Here is an 18,094-nt window from a genome sequence, read left to right on the forward strand (position 1 = left end):
TACCCTAGATCTTATTAACTCTAATTATATAGATCTTTACTTGAAGTATTAAATAATTTAGATGTACATAGACGAAAACCCAACTTGATCAAATCAATTTTCTCCTTTCGAAACTTTAGTATAGCTTGTTATACACTGTCGATAGTATTAGCTCTTATCTGGCACTTTTATTTTGATGGTGGTTTCGAGCCATTCACAGTACTCCCTTTGTTCGTTCTATCTTTAGCTGGATATCTACTCAATAAGCACGCTAACAATATAAATCATGAACTTTTTTCAAATTTTCAGAACGAAATTAATGAAGCTGAAAATTTGTTCATTTCATATTTCACCAGATCATGCATAAAAAGACTCGATGAAATCCAAAAGAGAATTGATACGTCTACCTTAACAGGGACACTTGGTACAACATTAAAAGCTAGGGCATTCTATCTTAAAGGCCAATGCTATAGTCATATTGGAGACAATGACAATGGCTTTCCTTGTTTCCTTCAAGCAGCATCACTGAAAACGGACATAAAATATCTAGAAAGAAAATGCACCATCACATATCATGCTGGCGAAGAAAATAATGCACTTGAAATAGCCAATGACATTCTTGAACAAGACCCCTTAAATCCACGCGCAAATGCAATAAAACTAATTATTGATAAAAACTTTGACATAGAAAGTATACATCCTTTCCTAAAAACGGATAAAACATTTAATCAAATATTCGGCAATATAGTATCGAAACAATATCAGATAAATATTGACAAAAAACTTATCGATCTGGAATCTATAATAGTGCCAGATACCTTAAGTTCAGAAGACTATCACTATTGGGTATTTATCCTTTCGCATAGTTATTCAAAATTCTTACAAGAAAATCCGCTGGTATATTCAAAGCCAAATCCTGATAAATTAAACTCCTCAACTTCCCTTATTTCAAATATTAGTTCAATTTCAGAAATCATTCTTAATGCCACGAAAAATTCTGAACTAATTGAACAAAGTCAAACACTCAAATCTATTGAGTTTATTAGCCTTCATATAAAATATTTACTTTATCAAGATTCAAATATCCCCAACAAAATGGTTAAAGTTATAACTCAAGAAGGCTATGTAATTAGTGAAAATGAGTTTATAACAACAATTGCTCTATTGGGAAAGGTCAAGCTTCCAGAAATGATACTGAATTTTAAAAATCATGATTACGTCAAAAAATTAAATCTAGAAGTAATTTTCGCTCTGGCCTGTGTTGAAACGGAAGCAAAAGATGAGGCTATCAGTTTCTTTAAAGGATACATTCAAGGTTTAAACTTAGTTCAACGCTTTGCGGTTAAAAATATCACATTGGCCATTGAATATTTTAGGCTTAACGATATTAATACAAGCGATTTATTTGACAATCAGCTAGCAACTAAAAAATATGAATATGAAGTAGATAAGCTTCTAATTAATATTGCTTGCAAGAAAGACCATATTCCAAATGAAGAATTAAAAAAACTAATTCTTTCCCCAAACCTTGAGCATAAATTACTCAGTATAGAAAACAAAGAATATTTATGTCTATGCTTAAATCAAATCGGTGAATTCGATGAGAGTAATAAACTTCTCATGGATGACTTAGACATTTCAAAAGAATCATTAATGAGCTATCTATATTTAGATAATCTCTATAAAAATAGGAGCCAGTACGATGATTTGATAAAAGGGCTTGAATACTGGAGGTTAAATCATGCCCCCGTTTTTATATTGATGACCTATGAAATCGAACTTCAGCATACCCTTAGAAACTATGAGAAACTGGAAGAAGTATGTAATTACGGATTAGTACACTACCAAAGCTACAAAACAACCCTAATATACTATTTAATAATTGCATTAAATGGTGAATCACACAAGATTGATACCCTGAAAAAACTCCTAAACGAGGACGCATTGAGTTGTGATTTCAGTTGGCAAATGGCGTTTCATGTAGCACGCATTTGCTTAAATCATGAGTTTTACGAAATTGGATTTGAACTAGCTTACAGGAAAACTAAGAGCCGACCAGACAATATTCAAATAAAACAACATTATTTCGCATTAGTTGCGCAATTTTTAGACTCTTCTAAAATCACTGATCCCGGCAAAGTAGAGCTCGATTCATCAGTAATTCTAATAGGAGAAAAAAGTAAACATATTATCCATATTAATGCCGACACTATATCTGGAAATAAAATTGTTCGTGAAATTCTAAACCAGAAAGCTGGCTTTTCCTTTATTAATAAGGACGAAGCCACGAATCAAAGTCGTGAATTGACCATTGAAAAGGTGGTAAATAAATATTCAGGTTTAATGACAGAAATCATGAATGAAATTTCATCTACGAGCAAGTCATTAGGGTATGACATAATATCTGTAACATACAAACAAGATGATATTGATTCAATTAATAGAGTCCTTTCCAATAGTTTCGGTAAAATGGGTGATAAAAGACAGATCATTCAAGGAAACGCCTTTAGCAGTTTCAATTCGGGAAAAATTAGTTTCACAAAATTGGTACTAAATGTGAATTCATCAAGTTCAATAGAGATTTATCGTTCCTTGATAAGCGACTCTACTGCCAGTATTCATATTGTACCGAAGTCGTTATTTAATCAAGCAGATTTTTCTAAAGTAACTGAATATGTCCTTGATATCACCTCTTTGTTGATCCTTTCAAAATTAAAACCCAAAATCGACAGCGAAAATATAACTCTACTGGTGTCTCAAATATTGATAGATTATTTAGAATTCAAGACACAAGAGGTAAGACATATGCCCGATGAGGCTATGAATCTAAATATTACCTCTCTGGGCGTTCAACCATTCTTCTACCCTGAAAACTATAGAGCAGAATTGCTAAAGCAACTTTCAAATTTGACAAGTTGGATATCTGAAAATTGTAAAATTGAGTTTGCACCTGACAAGCTGGACTTACTTATGAAAGACCCTACATTGCTTGATAGAGAAGATTGGCATTTTCAACTTTGTTTGGATAATCTGCTAATAGCAAATAGACCAAATAGGTCTATTATCTCAGATGATCTAATGTACTTTCAAGAAAAACGGCCTTTCACTAACCCTCTTAGTGTCGAACACTTTCTCAGGATTCATAAACCAGACCAATTAAGAGAGTACCAGCTCAGCTTACTCGAATTTAACCAGGTAGGATTGACATTAGATTCTAAGGTAATAACGCAGTGTTTCGAAGAAAACCCGATGATTGAATCATCAAATAACCTCTTCAGAAAAGCAGTTAACAACTTATCATTTCATAAACATGGTGATCCAAACCTAATTTATGAGGTAATAGTTACCGTAAAAAACATTTACTTACTCGAATTGGAAAGGGGTTTCAAGCAGAGATTAGCTCAAACCTTGTTTACTGAAGCTTTAAAAGGTTACCCAATTACACTTAACTCTGGCACTAAATTTAGTGAATTTATCAAAAAGGAATTTTGCCTAATGGGAGACATTGGTCTCGACGTTATCGATGCGCTAACCAAGTCATTAGAAATTCTAAACAAATCAAGAAATCTTGCAGCAGACTAACAGACTCAGGAAGTTCTAATTGTCACCCATTTCTGATACTGTTAGCAATTACAATAATGAATTACTCGTATGAACTAACGTTCTCAAAAAGTGAATTTGAAAAAACCACAAGCAAACGCTATTAAAATGAGATAATTCGAGGTTTCTAATATTCTCAATTTCATTCTCAGGGCTAACACAATTACCATTAAACAGTAGGTTTTTAGCCAATTTTTCAGACAGAGCCCAATAATCATCCTGACGCAATAACACCCGGCCGGCAAACCTATTTTTTAGTTTTTCAAAATCATTTTTAGAAATACCTTTGGTCAACCTATTCATTTCAGATTTTATCAATGCTATAGCTCTTTTGGTCTTTGATTTCTCTACATCAAATTCGAGGTAAAGAAGTCCACAATCGGAAAAACGGGGAGCATTCAGATCGATATCATAAATCAATTGATTTTCGACTCTCAGTCTTTGATAAACCCGATCCTCGAACATGCAAATGGCCAGCTGAATGTACAAATCATCTTCATGATCATATTTAGGTATTGGAAAACCTAAAATTACATGATCTGGATCTTCTGGCAGATTCGTTTTATCCCAAATTTCAAAGCTGTCGCAATAGTAAAATGCTTTTCTCACTCGGTGATTTGCCTCTAGTGATACTGTACCAAATGCATCATTAAACATGGCCTCTACTTCTGCATCTGGCAAATCCGAAATAATTGAGATTACCGCCCTCGATGTACTAAAGATCCTGGAATAAAATGCTGACATCTTATCAACGCCAATCTTTTGAATACTGGCCTTTGTGCCAAGTATACTTCTCCCAAGGTCATGATTGCGAAAAAACAATTCGTAATACTCATCAATCATCTCATCTGATTCGTCAATCTCACACAAAACGATCTCTTTTTCTCTTGAGACCATATCACTATCAATAGACAAGTCAAAAACCTCCTTTTTTAAAGAATCTAAACTTTGAGATAAGAATTGCTTAGGTACAACAAATTGGAAAGTCATTTCCTCATGACCGGTTCCTGCATCTAATTGTCCACCTCTCGCTTCAACTACTTCGCTGAGCTTTTGATTGGACATTATCAAATGCTCCAGAAAGTGGGCATAACCCTGTTCATCGCTTCTTTCATCCCTGCTACCAAACCCAAGAGTAAAGCAAACATAAACACCCTGTATACCTGGGTTTCTTTGATAATATGCTTTTATCTCATTGGACATTGAAACCAACTTCTTATTACATATTATGAGATATAAACTATACAATGATCAGTACTAGGTTTATTGTAAGTATTCATGCATCAATCGAGTTGTCTTATTAATAAGGCCAGCTAAATTATCCTCCAAGAATCCATTATAATTTGAAACTGGTCTTTGAATCATGACATTAGCCATTTCTTCTACATTTAAATTGTGCTCTGGCAAGAATTTGGAAATCAGAATTGAACTTTCCAAGGGATGATTTATCAAATCTTCAAAATTGATTATTAAGATTGGCATCTTATAATCTTTTAAACTTTGAAGTGTGGAAAAAGTCATTCTTTCTATATCGGACACATCAACCAATTGAGACTTCAATTTTAATAAATCAACTTTCGGGTCATTAGTCTTTTCTTTATCCTTAAGAAGACCGAATAGTAAGTTCGAGACTTTTTTTATACTCTTAGATTGTTCTTTTGAGTTTCTCAATACCCAAATAAATTTATAAGAATATCCCTTTGGCAAGTTCAAACAAAACGGAAATAATACCTTGACAGCTGCACCTTTGCATTCATTTAGCCAAGAGGATTTTTCGGGCAATGCCATCTGTAAAGGAGATTCAAAAAAGGGATGAAACTTAGGATCAACAAAAACAGGAAGTCCTCCTTGATTCAGCATTTTCATTAATAAAGAAGATCCACATCTTCCCATTCCCGTAACTACAGTAATAGAATTTTTAACTTTCATGATTTTGAGATTATATTTTTTATTAATTACAATTTCAGGTTAGATCAACCAACTATTAAAAACCTGAATTCTTTCTTCTTCAATATCTGCCAACACAGAATTGGCATTAGAATGTCTTAAATTTATTCCTGAGACAGAATATTTGACGCTAAAATTGATTTGCCGAGGGAATACTCAAGGCTATCCTTAAGATCCAGATCTAAGCACAGACGTTTATGGTCTGACCACCAATCATTTTTCACATGTTCCTGGATTGATTCAACTGTTAATCTCAACCTTTCTAATAGCTCATTTTCTTCTGGAATATCATCATATAAATCGTTGAATTCTCCTAACGCTGACACTGCATTGATTTTATTAAGTAGGGAGTCGCAAGCTTCAACTGTTAATTTTTGATCTTGTAAACTGAGTATTTCAACAATTAGAGATTTAAAATCTCCGGTAAATTGAAGATTGGCATTGCCTTTTTCATCGAAGTCCTCTTTCTCTAAAATAACCTCAATTTGAAACTGGTCTGATAATGTAATAACATCAGAGTGAAGATTGGTTTCCAAGCGTTTAATCTTCATATTCTCAAACCTTTCGATAAATCTGGTAGCCTGGTTCCAAATTAGATTCTCTGTGTATTGATCAGCATCATAATCATAAATGTCCTCAACAGCATCTTGGATATCTTCAAGACTATTTATGTAATGATCGGTTTCCTCCAGTTTATGCGCATACTCAGGAGGTAGCTCTATCAATCGTCTCAAAACTTTCTTAAAGCCTTTCAAGGCAATTCTTTTTTTCTTGCGCAACTCTATTGCCGCAGAATTTAGTAAGTCATTTGAAGCTGAATTAGCGTCAAATTTAATGAGCTCCTTTTGTTCTTCTTGTGGTTCACTGTGAACTTGTTTGGGTTCATTTTCGACTTCCGTTGGTTCACTTTGGGATTCTACTAGTTCATTTTCCAATTGAGTCAGGGCTTCAATTTCATCATCCGAACTGAACTGATTGATCCATCTGTATATTGTGGCCTTCGATACTTGTCCTTCTAGCTGGCGTTCAATTTCATTTGCGTTACGTCCTTCTTCAAATAACTTTCTGGCCTCTTCTCTTAATTCTTTATTTCCTTTCATGATTTCAGGTTTATAAAACATGAAACAAATGAATAATATCGGATCTGATTTGGTTTTTAGAATTTTTGCATTCTTGCATTAATTTTCATTCCCTTTCCATCTTTTTCTCATATTCCCATTCAATATCCAGGTGTTTGAGCAGTTTTATCATCTGGCCGCTGGAAATCAACCCCCTTTTCTTTATGTTAATTTCAGACCTAGAATTGACAGCACTCTCAATCGATTTTCTCAATGTGGGTTGTGATACACCTAACATATCAGCCAATTCTTTACGGTTGAAAAAGTTTTTATTGTTTGGAAGTATAACCATAATTCAGTGCTGGAGCTGAGATATTATTTTGTGGCCTTGTTTAGCTGACGAAAACTGATTTGCGTCTCATGTAGCAATTTTAAAAAATGCGTAGTTTTTGTAGTTTTCGTCGTTTCGAGAAATAACAAATTGATTATCAAATAATTAGGCAAGTTAAAAAAACTACAAAGCAAAAATATGTGTGTAGTTTTTTGTAGTAATGGATTCCAATTATATTGGATAAAAACTACGTATACTACATTTTTAAAATAGGAATGTAGTTTTGTAGTACACCCAAATACATCATTATTGAATGTATAGGGCTTATTTTTAGGAAAAACTACAAAAACTACAAAAACTACGTTATTTACAATCATGATATTAATAATCTAAAATTGCTTTGATTTCATATTCAGTCTTAAAATGGTAAATCAGTACTTTCGTCGGTATCATCGGATTCCTTTCTATTAAACTCTTCCAGTTCTTCTTCATTGAGCCATTCTTGTACGATAAAATGGTAAGCTCTAGCCTTTTCATCTTTGTAGTATATCGTTGGAGCTACTCCAGGAATCGTTGAATCAACATTATTCCATCCAATGGGAATTTTTATATCTCTAGGATCGTTTGGCTTTAATTTTCTTTTGTCTTTGAGGTATGTTTTCAACTCAATAGTATCAACCTTATATTTTGACATTTTAGGATCGTTCAATACTTCCACTAAATGACTGATTGAATACTTTAGAACAGGTAATTTGAAAGTAAGAAACTGGTCTTTAATCCAATCTTCAAAAACTCTATCCAATCGGTTTTTGGTGGTTTCTACGATGATGCGAAATTGCTCAGTTTCGAACTGGTCAGGGCTAAACCAAAGCCTATCAGTTTTGTCGTGCGCCACTGATCTATTGGCGATGAAATGAAGGAAAGCAGGAATTTCCTTTTTCAGCTTCATTTCCAGATCCGGGTCTTTGTCTTCTTTGGGTATCACTGGCACCCGTACCACAAACCAGCGGCTTTCGCCGTCCTCGATCTTCATCACACGGTCGGCATCGTTCGAGCAAATGATTAGCTTTCCATAATAGGCCGTTTTTTTCACGTCCATGCCTTTGATTTCCATATAGGAGGTATCGGCCGTGGCGAGCTGCTTTAGTCGCTCTTTTTCCGCTTTCTTGTCTACTTCGAGAAAACCTTCGTCTATCGCAATGATGAATTTATTTATATAATGGGCGTTGAATTTCATTTTGAATTGATCATTGCCCAGGATAGCCATGTTCGACCCGTAGATGGCCTGTAGCCATTTGAGGAAAGTACTTTTGCCTGTGCCGTTCTCAGGACTTACTAGAATAGGTACAGGAAGCATTTGTTTGGGTCGCTGAAACTGTAAAGTCAGGTAATCCAATGCCACAGTAAACTGATCGCCAATGATATTGTTTTCTATAGTGCCTTCGCCCTGGAAGATATGCCTTAGAAATTTGGCCGTATTAGGAAACTCCCCTTCTACAAGGTCATGGGTGAGCGGACTATAAAGGTTGTAGCAATCGTAATGCACTCGTTTATAGTTCTCATTCCAACACGGTTCACTACAGAAAGCATCGTATTTAGGCACGTTGTCCAGGAAGTCAGGAAAAAACTTGTAGTCACGCTGTATTTCTCCAATTTTCCATCGTATCAAATCTTCTTCAGGTTCACCGTATTTGTTTGGCGTGGTAATCACTTTTACCCAATCAGGGCCTATACGCATATATTTTTCGGTGTCTTCGTGTCGGACATACTTCACAGCTTCACCGTTGAACTCATACCTTCGTTTTTTGAAGAGAAATTCCCGTGATCCTATAAATGCCTTGTAGGTAGTGTAAAATTCGGTTTCGTTGCGCAGACCGAAGTAGGCATACATGCGCTGGAGCTTGCCATCGGTGAGAATGTGACCCGTGAAATACTTCTGTGCAAACTGAAATTTGAGCAGATCATTTTTGATTTCTTCTCGTGGCTTTCCGGCGGTGTATTTGCCCAGCAGATCGTCCAGCCCTTTGGCATCTTCCTGAATGTAGCGGCTGCGAATGTGCATAAAATACACATTGGTCAAAGCCACCTGGTCGTCGTCTAGTAGCAGCTCCACCGATTCACGCAAGTACTTGACAGCACTATAAAAAGACTGCGGCCGCTGGCTTAGGTCTTTGTCTTTCTTCCAGTTGACTGTGAGGGTGTCGGCATCGGTGAGGTAGACCAGTTTTTCGACCTTGCAGACGGTAATGAGTTCGATTAGTTCGTGGTGTAATTCGCCTGGCATATCGCCGCTGTAGAATCCGTGTATAGATGGTAACCCTACGATATCAAATCCGCACGTATCGCCCATCCAGGCTTTAAATTCACCTTCGGTGAGTACCAAAGTATCAATGTTTTCTTTCTTGGCGTATTTAGCCAATATACCAGGAGGAAAAAACGGGTGATGTCCTGATCCTTTGGGCTGCCAGTACTTCATATCACCTTCAGGATTTTTCAATCGCTTTCTGCTGAAGGGTTCCGCCCATTTGTTGCCTGGCTTGGTGTATTTGACCCGTGACTTATTGAGCTTGAAATAATTGATTACAATATTGTCTTCGTCGTCGGTTTCGAAGTATCGGTTTGATACCTCGATATCTTCATTCGAAATATGGCCTTTTCGTTTGAGGTTTACGACATTGTTTTGGTCGGTCACACCCAGCGCCTTCATGCGCTGCTCAAAATAGCTCTGATTATTTTTCAAAGACTCCATCTATACATCTTTTCTAAAAAAAAAGCTGCCTTGAATAGGCAGCTGTTATTATCAACCAACATGTTCTAAGATCATCTTTTCAAGACTCGATGGTCGGCAGGATTGAGCGATCCTGGCAATGACATTAATCGCATCAAAACATTTTAATGGATCATCGCAATTGTCTGCAAAGTTCGAAGAAAGAATACTCATACTTTCTATCATATACTCATGAAACTCCAGCAACATGGGAGCTGTATCAAATTCATCAAAGTGAATTTCTATAGTGTCTTCCTTGCTATTAAGTGTCCTGAATATTGACCTGGCCAGCATCGAAAGAAAGGCGACTTTATCCAGTGTTTCTCTAGGTGAAATCTCGCTACCGTGAGCAGTAATTGTCTCTATGGCTTGAATTAATTGACTGTAGAACTCTTTCAGATCTGATCTGCTTTCTACACCGGGCATTTTTAATACCCAAGGATTTTTAGTAGGTTTACCCATGGTTTATAAAATTTAGTAATGATTATTATATTCCAGTATGCGATAAAAAAATTAGCCCTTGTGTTACGCGCACAAGGGTTTCTTATTCATCCTCTTCCAGAAAGTATCGATTGACTTCGCTCTCGGGGACATAGAGCTTTTTACCTCTCCGAATGACTTTAATCCTATTTTGATCTCTGAGTTGATCAAACTTCCATCGACCAATTTTAGCTTGAAACATGAACTCAGATGCCGTTAAAAATTCTGGACGTGGCACCATTTTTAGATTTTCAAGTGCTCCTAAAATCTTATTCTGATTTTCAATGAATTCTTCGAACCTTTCTGAAGGTAATTCAATTATTTGCTTGACTGATGAGCCTTCCATTTTCGTTTTATTATGAATGTTACAGTTATTTCATAATTCAAACATAATGAGAATATATTGAAATGTGAATATTATCGTGAAATGTTTTTTATTTTTTCACGATTTCAAAAGTTCTTAGATAATATTCACAAGTCTGCTGAAGTAACTCTATCTCTTCAGTTCTATAATCGGTACTCAAGAAATTTACAGACTCAATGGCATCCACTTGACACATTTCGTATGTTGTAATAATATTACCACTCCTTTGTGTTTCAAGCATTCTTTCTAACAAGGCAAAACCAACTTCAAACGGCTTAAGGATTTCTAGGTAAAAAGCAGTCTGTCCATTACTATCCGAAGAGATACTTCGAAGAGGTGTGAAAAATTCTGAAAACTTATTTGGTGTAGACAGAAGCTTGTATTTTACATCTGAGTAGCCACTTGAGACTAATTTGTCCTTCAATATAGCACCTAAGAAAAAGTCTACAGATAGAAAAATAGGATTCAAATAAATATCAAGTATACCCTTTACATTTAAGTCTAGTAGGTTTTCCCCCTTATCATAGAAATTTCTAAATATCTTTTGACAAAGCTCTACCTCCTTTTCAAGAGTATTACGAAGCATTTCTGATGGGTTTGAAAATTGCTGCTCCGTTAAATATCCAAAATCCCAAAATTCAACGCTGCTAGAAAATTCTTGAATTGAATACTCATCGCGCTCTACATGTTCGGAGTATGACGCTAGGTGGCTTCTTATTTCAACTGGTTTATTATTATATCTCAGTCTAATATATAGCGGATACCTTGGATTATTATTTACGTCAACTTCCGGAGGGAGACGTTTATTCAAAAAATGTCTTACTGTAAACTTCTTTTCTCGAGCCATAATTACAAACCTAAACTACTGATATCAATTTTATCCACTCTCTCCCCCATTTCTCTAAGAGACAGTTCATAGTAGCTCTTCGTAGTACTTTCCTTAGTATGCCCTACAATCTTTGCCGTAAATTGTGTTTCCAGGCCTTGAGCTTCCCAGAACTGAACAGCTGAATGTCTGGCCATTTTATTGCTTAGCTTTTTATTGATCCCAGCTGCAGCTGCTATCTCTTTTAGTTTTCCATTATACTTCGGTTCTGATATCAGACTAGGAAATATAAACTTGCTGTGTTTTCCTTTTTGTTCAGATACCAAAGCAATAGCATGCGGAAATTTGTATATGGGCGCCAGGTAGCTTTGATTGTTTTTATAGCGGTCGGCTCGAATAAAATAGCCCTGGTCACTCGCCACCAAATCAGGCCACTCTAATTTTTTTAGATCCGAATAATAAAAGGCCGCATAAAAACAAAATAACCAGTGATTTCTTGTGTCTTCTAGATCCTGTCTATCCAGTGGCAACCTACAGTTCTTTAGTTGTAGAATCTCATCAGTTTCAAGGTATGATCTCCTGGGCTTTGAGAGCTTAATGCCTAAGTCCACCAAATAAAACGGATCTCGATCTAGGTGTCCCTGCTTCACTGCCTTTCTAGTGATTTTTTTGAAGGCATCAAAATACTTCTTCACCGTGGCCCCGGTATGTCCTTTACCCTTTAAGAATTCAACAAACCTCAGGAATAAATCTTCGCATAAATCACAAAATAGAATTTCCTTGTTAAAAGAATTAAGATGTTTTTGAAACGTCTTATATTTCTTGATTGTATTAAGATTGTTGAATTTTTCAGTTCGAAGATAGTTCTCGATGTAATCGTTGAATAGCTGCTTGTTTCCAGTCATCCGCATGAAATCATCAATAGAAGAAAGATGAATAGAATGTCCAAAAGCTTTAAGACGATATATATGCGAATTAATCGCAGCCACCTGATCTTGGATGAGCCTGTTTATTTCAAAGCTATTCGGATGAGATTCTTTAACCCACTTATCCGGTTTACCACTCCAAAATTTAGGATTGATTCTTTGGTCTAAACTATAATACTTGGATTTCCGATTGATTGTAACCCTAACCTGGATCTGGTGTAACCCTGACTTTGTTTTGCGATTATTCCGATTAATTAATGGTGTAACTGAGAATCCCATTTTTTTCATGGTTTATTCAAACCTATGACAAAAAAATGTGAAAACAAATGCGCAAACAAATACCAAAAACAAGCAACAATAAACAATTGAACAAACATCAAAAAACCTTGATTATTTACTAACAATCAAGGTTTTAGCTTTTGTTTGTATTTGCTAGATGTTGTTATTGTGGCCCCTCCAGGAATCGAACCTGGATCTAAAGTTTAGGAAACTTCTATTCTATCCATTGAACTAAGGGGCCATATCAGCAAATCTATAAATTTTATTGGAATGAGAAACTTCACAAGCTCATTGGTCATTAAGTCATCAGCTCTGCCACTCTTTCTTCAAGAGAAGTCATATTGTCTCCCAAGGCGTCAATAAGGTCTACCTCTTTCTTATGTTTTTTATAAAATTCTTGGTAGGCCTCTTTTGACGTCCAATAATCTATGGTTATAAACATTTGATTGGTCTCTGTTTCGCAAAAAAGCTCTGTTTTAACATAATCTGGTGATTTGGAGAATAGTTGAACCCAATCCCCTTTCGAATCATATACTTTCAAAAAATCCTTGATACGTTCTGATTCAACACGATATCGCCAGATGACCCTGTACACTAGTAAACTGTTTCAGCATCATTCAACCATACGCCCCAGGTACGACCATAGCCATGTACCTTCTTAGTCGTATTGCCCAAACTATCCACCACTGGTTGGCCTGAATTGTACCAATCAAAAATACCTCCATAGAGATTTTTTACATTGGTGTAGCCAGCCCTCTCCAGTTTTTCTGCCACTTTTTCGCTTCTGTACCCGATCGAGCAATAAACAATAATTTCAGCATCCTTATCAATGTCTTTTATTGATTTGATTTTAAAATCATCATAACCTACAAATTGAGCACCTGCTATCCTACTTATATCATACTCCTCCTGCGCACGAGCATCCAGCCAAACCACATCTGTCTTTTTAATTTCATCTGCTTTCACTTCAGTTACAGAATGGCTAATCAAGGAATTGATTAAAGCATAAAAAGCTTTCTTTTTCATATCGTCTTGGGGATAGAATAGTAATGAAGGCAGAATAAAAAAAGTAAGTGCTAAACTTTTCATAGATGCGATTCAATGACTGATTTGAGCTGCTGCTTAGTGGAAGTCCCTGAGTGTCTCCAAAGGATTTGCCCTTTCTTGAATAAAATCATGGTAGGTATAGATCTAATCTGATATACTTGAGAGGCCTTTTGATTTTTGTCTACATCTACTTTGATCACTTGTGCTTTGCCCTTCACCTCGCTTTTGAGTTCAGAAAGCACAGGAGCCATCTGCTGACAAGGCCCACACCAGTCGGCATAAAAATCGACCAGCACAGGCTGATCGGAATTTATGATATCTGAAAATGTCGCCATATTATGTTAAAAATGAAAAACAATAAGGCCGTCTCAAAAGTTCGGCAACTTGACCCACTCCCCTCTTGGGAGAGGGGAATTTATTTGATTTATATTCTAGAATTCTACCTTAGGCGCATTCTCGCTACCTTCTTGTGCGGCAAAGGCTGTTTTCTTTTCGAAATCAAACCATCCAGCGAATATTGTATTAGGGAATTTTCTAATGTAAGTATTATACCCTTGCACGGTTTCATTGAATCTTCTTCGTTCTACAGCGATTCGGTTTTCAGTGCCCTCTAGTTGGGCTTGAAGCTCAAGAAAGTTTTGATTAGCCTTTAAGTCAGGATACTTTTCGACAGTCACCAGCAAGCGAGACAGGGCAGAAGAAAGTCCACTTTGCGCTTCTTGAAACTTTTGAATAGAAGCCGCATTTAAGTTGCCTGCGTCAATGGTTGTGCTGGTGGCTTTTGCTCTGGCTTGTACCACAGCTTCCAAGGTTTCCTTTTCGTGTGCGGCATACCCTTTTACGGTACTTACTAGATTAGGGATCAAATCCGCTCGTCTTTGGTATTGTGTTTCTACATTGGCCCACTGTGCGGTCACTCCTTCGTCCATGGCTACCATATTGTTGTATTTTCCAGTTACGGAACTATACATCCAAATCACTACTAAGGCTAGTGCGCCTAATATTATTAATGTCTTTTTGTTCATCTTCTTACTTGGTTAAAAATCAAATGTACTACTTTAGCTGGAATGAAAATTAAGAATACTCCAACTCTTTTTGTCCTTATTTGTTTCATTTTTCTGAGCAATATTACAATCGCTCAAGACTATGTGACTATACCCGAACTCAAACAACGGGTAACGGACCTGACTCAGACCATTTCTAGTAATGATCTGGATTATTTGGAAGACAAATTGGCACGATTTGAAGAAACCAAAGGTAGTCAAATTGCCGTATTGATCCTGTCCTCTACTAAACCCGAAGAAATCGAACAATTCAGTATTCGTGTAGCCGAAAAATGGAAAATTGGGCGCGGAGGAGTGGATGATGGTGTATTGATGGTGGTGGCCATGAATGATCGCAAACTCAGAATTGACGTGGGGTATGGGCTAGAGGGGGCCATTCCCGATATTTATGCCAAGCGAATTATCGAAAATATTATCACACCCGAGTTTAGGCACGGACAGTTTTCTACAGGAATCAATAAGGGATTAGATGCTATTATGGATTTGATCAATGGAGAGGACTTACCAGTGGTAACAAAAACCAATTATAGCACCCAAAAATCGGGTAAGAAGTTTTCCATATTCCTTATTGTATTTGGGTTGATTGCATTGAGTGTCATTAAATCCATGATAAAGAATTCGCCAATGAAAATAGTAGTAGCCATTGTAATCGCTATTTTGTTGGGCTTTCTTTTTGCCAACATAGTGATGGGTATCATTTCTCTCATATTTTCTCTGGTTGTACTATTCGGTAACTCTTCGGGCAGAGGTGGTGGTGGATACTATGGCGGGGGCTATTATGGTGGCTCTGGTGGAGGCTTTTCTTCTGGAGGAGGTTTTGGAGGATTCTCAGGTGGAGGTGGTGGCTTTGGTGGAGGTGGTGCATCAGGTGGCTGGTAGTATGATTGAATAATTATTAATGAATAATTGGCACTGTGCCATGAGAGATATGAGAAAGAAATTTGAATTTTCGGCAGCGGATAAAAAGCTTGTAAAAGAAGCCGTCCAGGAGCTGGAACAAAAAACGGCTGGTGAGATGGTTGTGTATTTTGCGCGTGACAGCGACAGCTATTTGATGGCCTGTTGGAAGCTAGCTGGTATATTTGGCGTACTCTTTTTAGCACTCATTGCCACGCTTTCTTATCTGTGGTTGTTACCTGCTTCCATTGGCATCTTATTCACTTGCCTCATAGGCATTGGCACTACGACTTTGGGGTTTGCCATCCCCTATTTTATCCATACACTTAGAGTCTCTTTTACACCTGACTCTGTTGTTTCACATCGTGTGCTGACCAAAGCCAGGGACATTTTTCTACAAGAAGAAATCTTTAATACTTCAGATCGAATAGGTATTCTTATCTATATCAGTGAATTGGAACATCAAGTGCAGGTCTTGGGAGATTCGGGGATCAATGCCAAAATCCAACAAGAAGACTGGAATGAAGTTTTGGGACTTGTGATCCAAGGTATCAAAGCCAATCATCCCGCGAAGGGCATTGCTAGCGCCATCAAAAAGTGCGAAGAGCTGTTGTTAGCCAATGACTTTGTGAATGTGGTGAAGCCAGACAATGAATTGTCTGATGATATGAGGATAGAGGAGTAAAACTCGATGAAGACAAGATTTCTCCCTTCACCCTCCTATCGTCTGGTTTGGTCGAAATGACACATGCCTTGATTGCAACTTATTTGTGGAGCTCACTTTAAAAACTCAGGATCTTTAAAAGCTGGATTGGGATAATTATAAAAACCACCTTTGGTTTTTATACCTAATTTTCCTTTGTCAAGATAATTGGTTTTCAGATATTCTGCATTCGCTAATTTTTGCTTGTCTTTGTTGGTCTCACCCCAGTGTATCATCACGTTGTACATGGTTTCCAATCCAATCATATCCATAATCATAAAAGGTCCACGGGGATTGCCAGAGATCATCCAAGTGCGATCTACTTCTTGAAAATCCACCACACCTTGTTCTACCAGATCAAGTGCTGCTGTCAGCATTGGGCCTAAAATAGAATTGAGTACATAGCCATTTTGTTCTTTGTTGAGCACGATAGGCACCATACCAATAGATTTAGCGAAAGCAATAGTTTCCTCTTTCACTTTAGGATCAGTCCCAGGATGCGTCATGACTTCAGCTACATTGAAGGTCCAAATCATATTAGCAAAATGCAAGGCTAAAAAGCGCTCAGGCTGCACCACAGAATCTACAAAATCGCTTGGCAACAGTGTAGAAGAATTGGAAGTAATGATCGTTTCTGGGGATACCACTTGGGATAGTTTTTTATAGAATTCACTCTTAATCTTGTGGTTTTCTGGAACGGACTCGCTAATCAAATCAGCTGACTCAACAGCCTCAGCTAAGTTCGTCGTGTAAGTTAGTCTCTCCTTTGCAGCTTCTACTTCTTCCCTGGTAGCTCCCAACGATTTTTGGAAAATGGTTGCAAACTGCTCATGAAATTTTTTACTCGCTTCCAATCCTTCAGGAAACGCATCATAAACAACTACATGAAAACCCTTGAAAGCTGTTTGCCAGGCCACTTGTGAGCCTAATGTCCCTCCACCTGCAATGGTCACGTTTTTGATTTTCATAGATTAAAACTTCGTGTTTTTGATAATGTCGTAAGTGGATGTGGTGGAAACGGGTTTGGTGAAAAAATCATCCAATACCTTAAAAAAAAGATCAGACTTTTCGTATGAACCAAAGTGCGTAGCCCCAGGCATCACAAAAAGGTTGGATTGCTTAATGTTATAAAATATTTCTAAGGAGTGCTCCAATTTGATCACGTCCCTATCTCCAGTCATCACCAAAACTGGGGCAGCGATTTTAGCCAAGTCTTTGATAGGTATTTGTGGTTGATAAATAAGCAGCCCAAAAAGCCTCAATTTATAATCATCCGTTTCATTGGCTACCATGTTCTTTACAAATTCTGCATTATCAGCATCGACTGCAGTGGAATCTGGTCGCAGGTTAGCTCCGAAAACAGCCAACCTTTTTACTTTATCAGGATAATCTATAGCCAATTTCAGACCAATGATTCCACCGTCACTTTGCCCCATGATATAACAGGAATCAATATTCAGTTGGTCCAATACCGCATTGATGTCACTTGTCATATTTTCATAAGTCAGGCTGTCTCCAATGTCTTTGGTTTTGCCATGTGCTCGGCTATCCATTGCGATCACCTGATACTTATCCTTGTAGTACTCTATTTTAGGTGTACTCGACCTAATCGAGCCACCATTACCATGAATGAGTAGCAGTGGTTCTCCGTCCCCATAGATTTCATAATAGACTTTGATTCCATTTACAGATGCGTATTTTCCTACCTCTGGGTTGTTGCCATAAGGAATCTCCTTGCTCTGAGCACAACCCATGGTAGAAAACAGAATTGTATGGAAGAGAAAAAACAGGGGTTTCATTGAATGGTGTTTGATGTGAATCCATAA

18 protein-coding genes and 1 tRNA gene are annotated in these 18,094 nt (G+C 37.1%); 3 read left to right on the plus strand and 16 right to left on the minus strand.

Annotation, left to right across the window (positions count from 1 at the left end):
- Nucleotides 1-84: 84 nt before the first annotated feature.
- Nucleotides 85-3,561 (plus strand): PIN domain-containing protein, encoded by a 3,477-nt coding sequence (locus tag B9A58_RS04455; RefSeq protein ID WP_084371210.1) that lies wholly within the window; start codon nt 85-87, stop codon nt 3,559-3,561.
- A gap of 48 nt (nt 3,562-3,609) precedes the next feature.
- Here the strand turns inward: B9A58_RS04455 and B9A58_RS04460 are convergent, their stop codons facing one another.
- The 14 genes from B9A58_RS04460 to B9A58_RS04530 form a co-directional block, all read right to left on the minus strand.
- On the minus strand, nt 3,610-4,782 hold the full coding sequence (locus tag B9A58_RS04460; protein ID WP_084371211.1) for a M16 family metallopeptidase: 1,173 nt from the start codon (nt 4,780-4,782) through the stop codon (nt 3,610-3,612).
- Between the two features lie 60 nt (nt 4,783-4,842).
- Nucleotides 4,843-5,508, minus strand: coding sequence for a hypothetical protein (locus tag B9A58_RS04465; RefSeq protein WP_084371212.1), 666 nt, complete (start codon nt 5,506-5,508; stop codon nt 4,843-4,845).
- Between the two features lie 122 nt (nt 5,509-5,630).
- Nucleotides 5,631-6,626 carry a hypothetical protein gene (locus B9A58_RS04470; protein WP_139793740.1) on the minus strand — a complete coding sequence of 332 codons (996 nt, stop codon included), beginning with the start codon at nt 6,624-6,626 and terminating at the stop codon, nt 5,631-5,633.
- Nucleotides 6,627-6,711: 85 nt separating this feature from the next.
- Nucleotides 6,712-6,936 (minus strand): helix-turn-helix domain-containing protein, encoded by a 225-nt coding sequence (locus B9A58_RS20775; RefSeq protein ID WP_084371214.1) that lies wholly within the window; start codon nt 6,934-6,936, stop codon nt 6,712-6,714.
- A 397-nt stretch (nt 6,937-7,333) separates the two neighbouring features.
- Nucleotides 7,334-9,664, minus strand: coding sequence for a primase-helicase family protein (locus tag B9A58_RS04485; RefSeq protein WP_084371216.1), 2,331 nt, complete (start codon nt 9,662-9,664; stop codon nt 7,334-7,336).
- Between the two features lie 51 nt (nt 9,665-9,715).
- Nucleotides 9,716-10,144 (minus strand): hypothetical protein, encoded by a 429-nt coding sequence (locus B9A58_RS04490; RefSeq protein WP_084371217.1) that lies wholly within the window; start codon nt 10,142-10,144, stop codon nt 9,716-9,718.
- 82 nt (nt 10,145-10,226) lie between these two features.
- The gene (locus tag B9A58_RS04495) at nt 10,227-10,508 is read right to left on the minus strand and encodes a hypothetical protein (RefSeq protein WP_084371218.1); all 282 of its coding nucleotides are present in this window, start codon (nt 10,506-10,508) and stop codon (nt 10,227-10,229) included.
- Between the two features lie 88 nt (nt 10,509-10,596).
- The gene (locus B9A58_RS04500) at nt 10,597-11,373 is read right to left on the minus strand and encodes a hypothetical protein (RefSeq protein ID WP_084371219.1); all 777 of its coding nucleotides are present in this window, start codon (nt 11,371-11,373) and stop codon (nt 10,597-10,599) included.
- 2 nt (nt 11,374-11,375) lie between these two features.
- On the minus strand, nt 11,376-12,557 hold the full coding sequence (locus B9A58_RS04505; protein WP_176214672.1) for a site-specific integrase: 1,182 nt from the start codon (nt 12,555-12,557) through the stop codon (nt 11,376-11,378).
- Nucleotides 12,558-12,726: 169 nt separating this feature from the next.
- A tRNA-Arg gene (locus tag B9A58_RS04510) sits at nt 12,727-12,798 on the minus strand.
- A 57-nt stretch (nt 12,799-12,855) separates the two neighbouring features.
- Nucleotides 12,856-13,152 (minus strand): antibiotic biosynthesis monooxygenase family protein, encoded by a 297-nt coding sequence (locus B9A58_RS04515; protein WP_084371221.1) that lies wholly within the window; start codon nt 13,150-13,152, stop codon nt 12,856-12,858.
- A complete protein-coding gene (locus B9A58_RS04520) occupies nt 13,152-13,583 on the minus strand; it encodes a rhodanese-like domain-containing protein (RefSeq protein WP_084372003.1) in 432 nt (143 codons plus the stop codon). The genes B9A58_RS04515 and B9A58_RS04520 overlap by 1 nt, the downstream gene beginning before the upstream one ends.
- Before the next feature lie 59 nt (nt 13,584-13,642).
- Nucleotides 13,643-13,939, minus strand: coding sequence for a thioredoxin (gene trxA, locus B9A58_RS04525; RefSeq protein WP_084371222.1), 297 nt, complete (start codon nt 13,937-13,939; stop codon nt 13,643-13,645).
- Between the two features lie 96 nt (nt 13,940-14,035).
- Nucleotides 14,036-14,629: a LemA family protein gene (locus tag B9A58_RS04530; protein ID WP_084371223.1), complete on the minus strand. Its 594-nt coding sequence runs from the start codon at nt 14,627-14,629 to the stop codon at nt 14,036-14,038.
- 42 nt (nt 14,630-14,671) lie between these two features.
- Here B9A58_RS04530 and B9A58_RS04535 point away from each other — a divergent pair, with 42 nt between their 5' ends.
- Nucleotides 14,672-15,547 carry a TPM domain-containing protein gene (locus tag B9A58_RS04535; RefSeq protein ID WP_084371224.1) on the plus strand — a complete coding sequence of 292 codons (876 nt, stop codon included), beginning with the start codon at nt 14,672-14,674 and terminating at the stop codon, nt 15,545-15,547.
- Between the two features lie 19 nt (nt 15,548-15,566).
- Complete coding sequence (locus tag B9A58_RS04540; RefSeq protein ID WP_084371225.1) at nt 15,567-16,250, plus strand: TPM domain-containing protein; 684 nt, start codon at nt 15,567-15,569, stop codon at nt 16,248-16,250.
- A gap of 92 nt (nt 16,251-16,342) precedes the next feature.
- Here the strand turns inward: B9A58_RS04540 and B9A58_RS04545 are convergent, their stop codons facing one another.
- Together B9A58_RS04545 and B9A58_RS04550 are read right to left on the minus strand one after the other, a co-directional pair.
- Entirely contained in the window at nt 16,343-17,236 is an 894-nt protein-coding gene (locus tag B9A58_RS04545; RefSeq protein WP_084371226.1) for a 3-hydroxyacyl-CoA dehydrogenase, read from the minus strand.
- Between the two features lie 3 nt (nt 17,237-17,239).
- Entirely contained in the window at nt 17,240-18,067 is an 828-nt protein-coding gene (locus B9A58_RS04550; RefSeq protein ID WP_084371227.1) for an alpha/beta fold hydrolase, read from the minus strand.
- Nucleotides 18,068-18,094 lie beyond the last annotated feature (27 nt).

Source organism: Reichenbachiella faecimaris, from assembly GCF_900176375.1.
Taxonomy (GTDB): Bacteria; Bacteroidota; Bacteroidia; order Cytophagales; family Cyclobacteriaceae; genus Reichenbachiella; species Reichenbachiella faecimaris.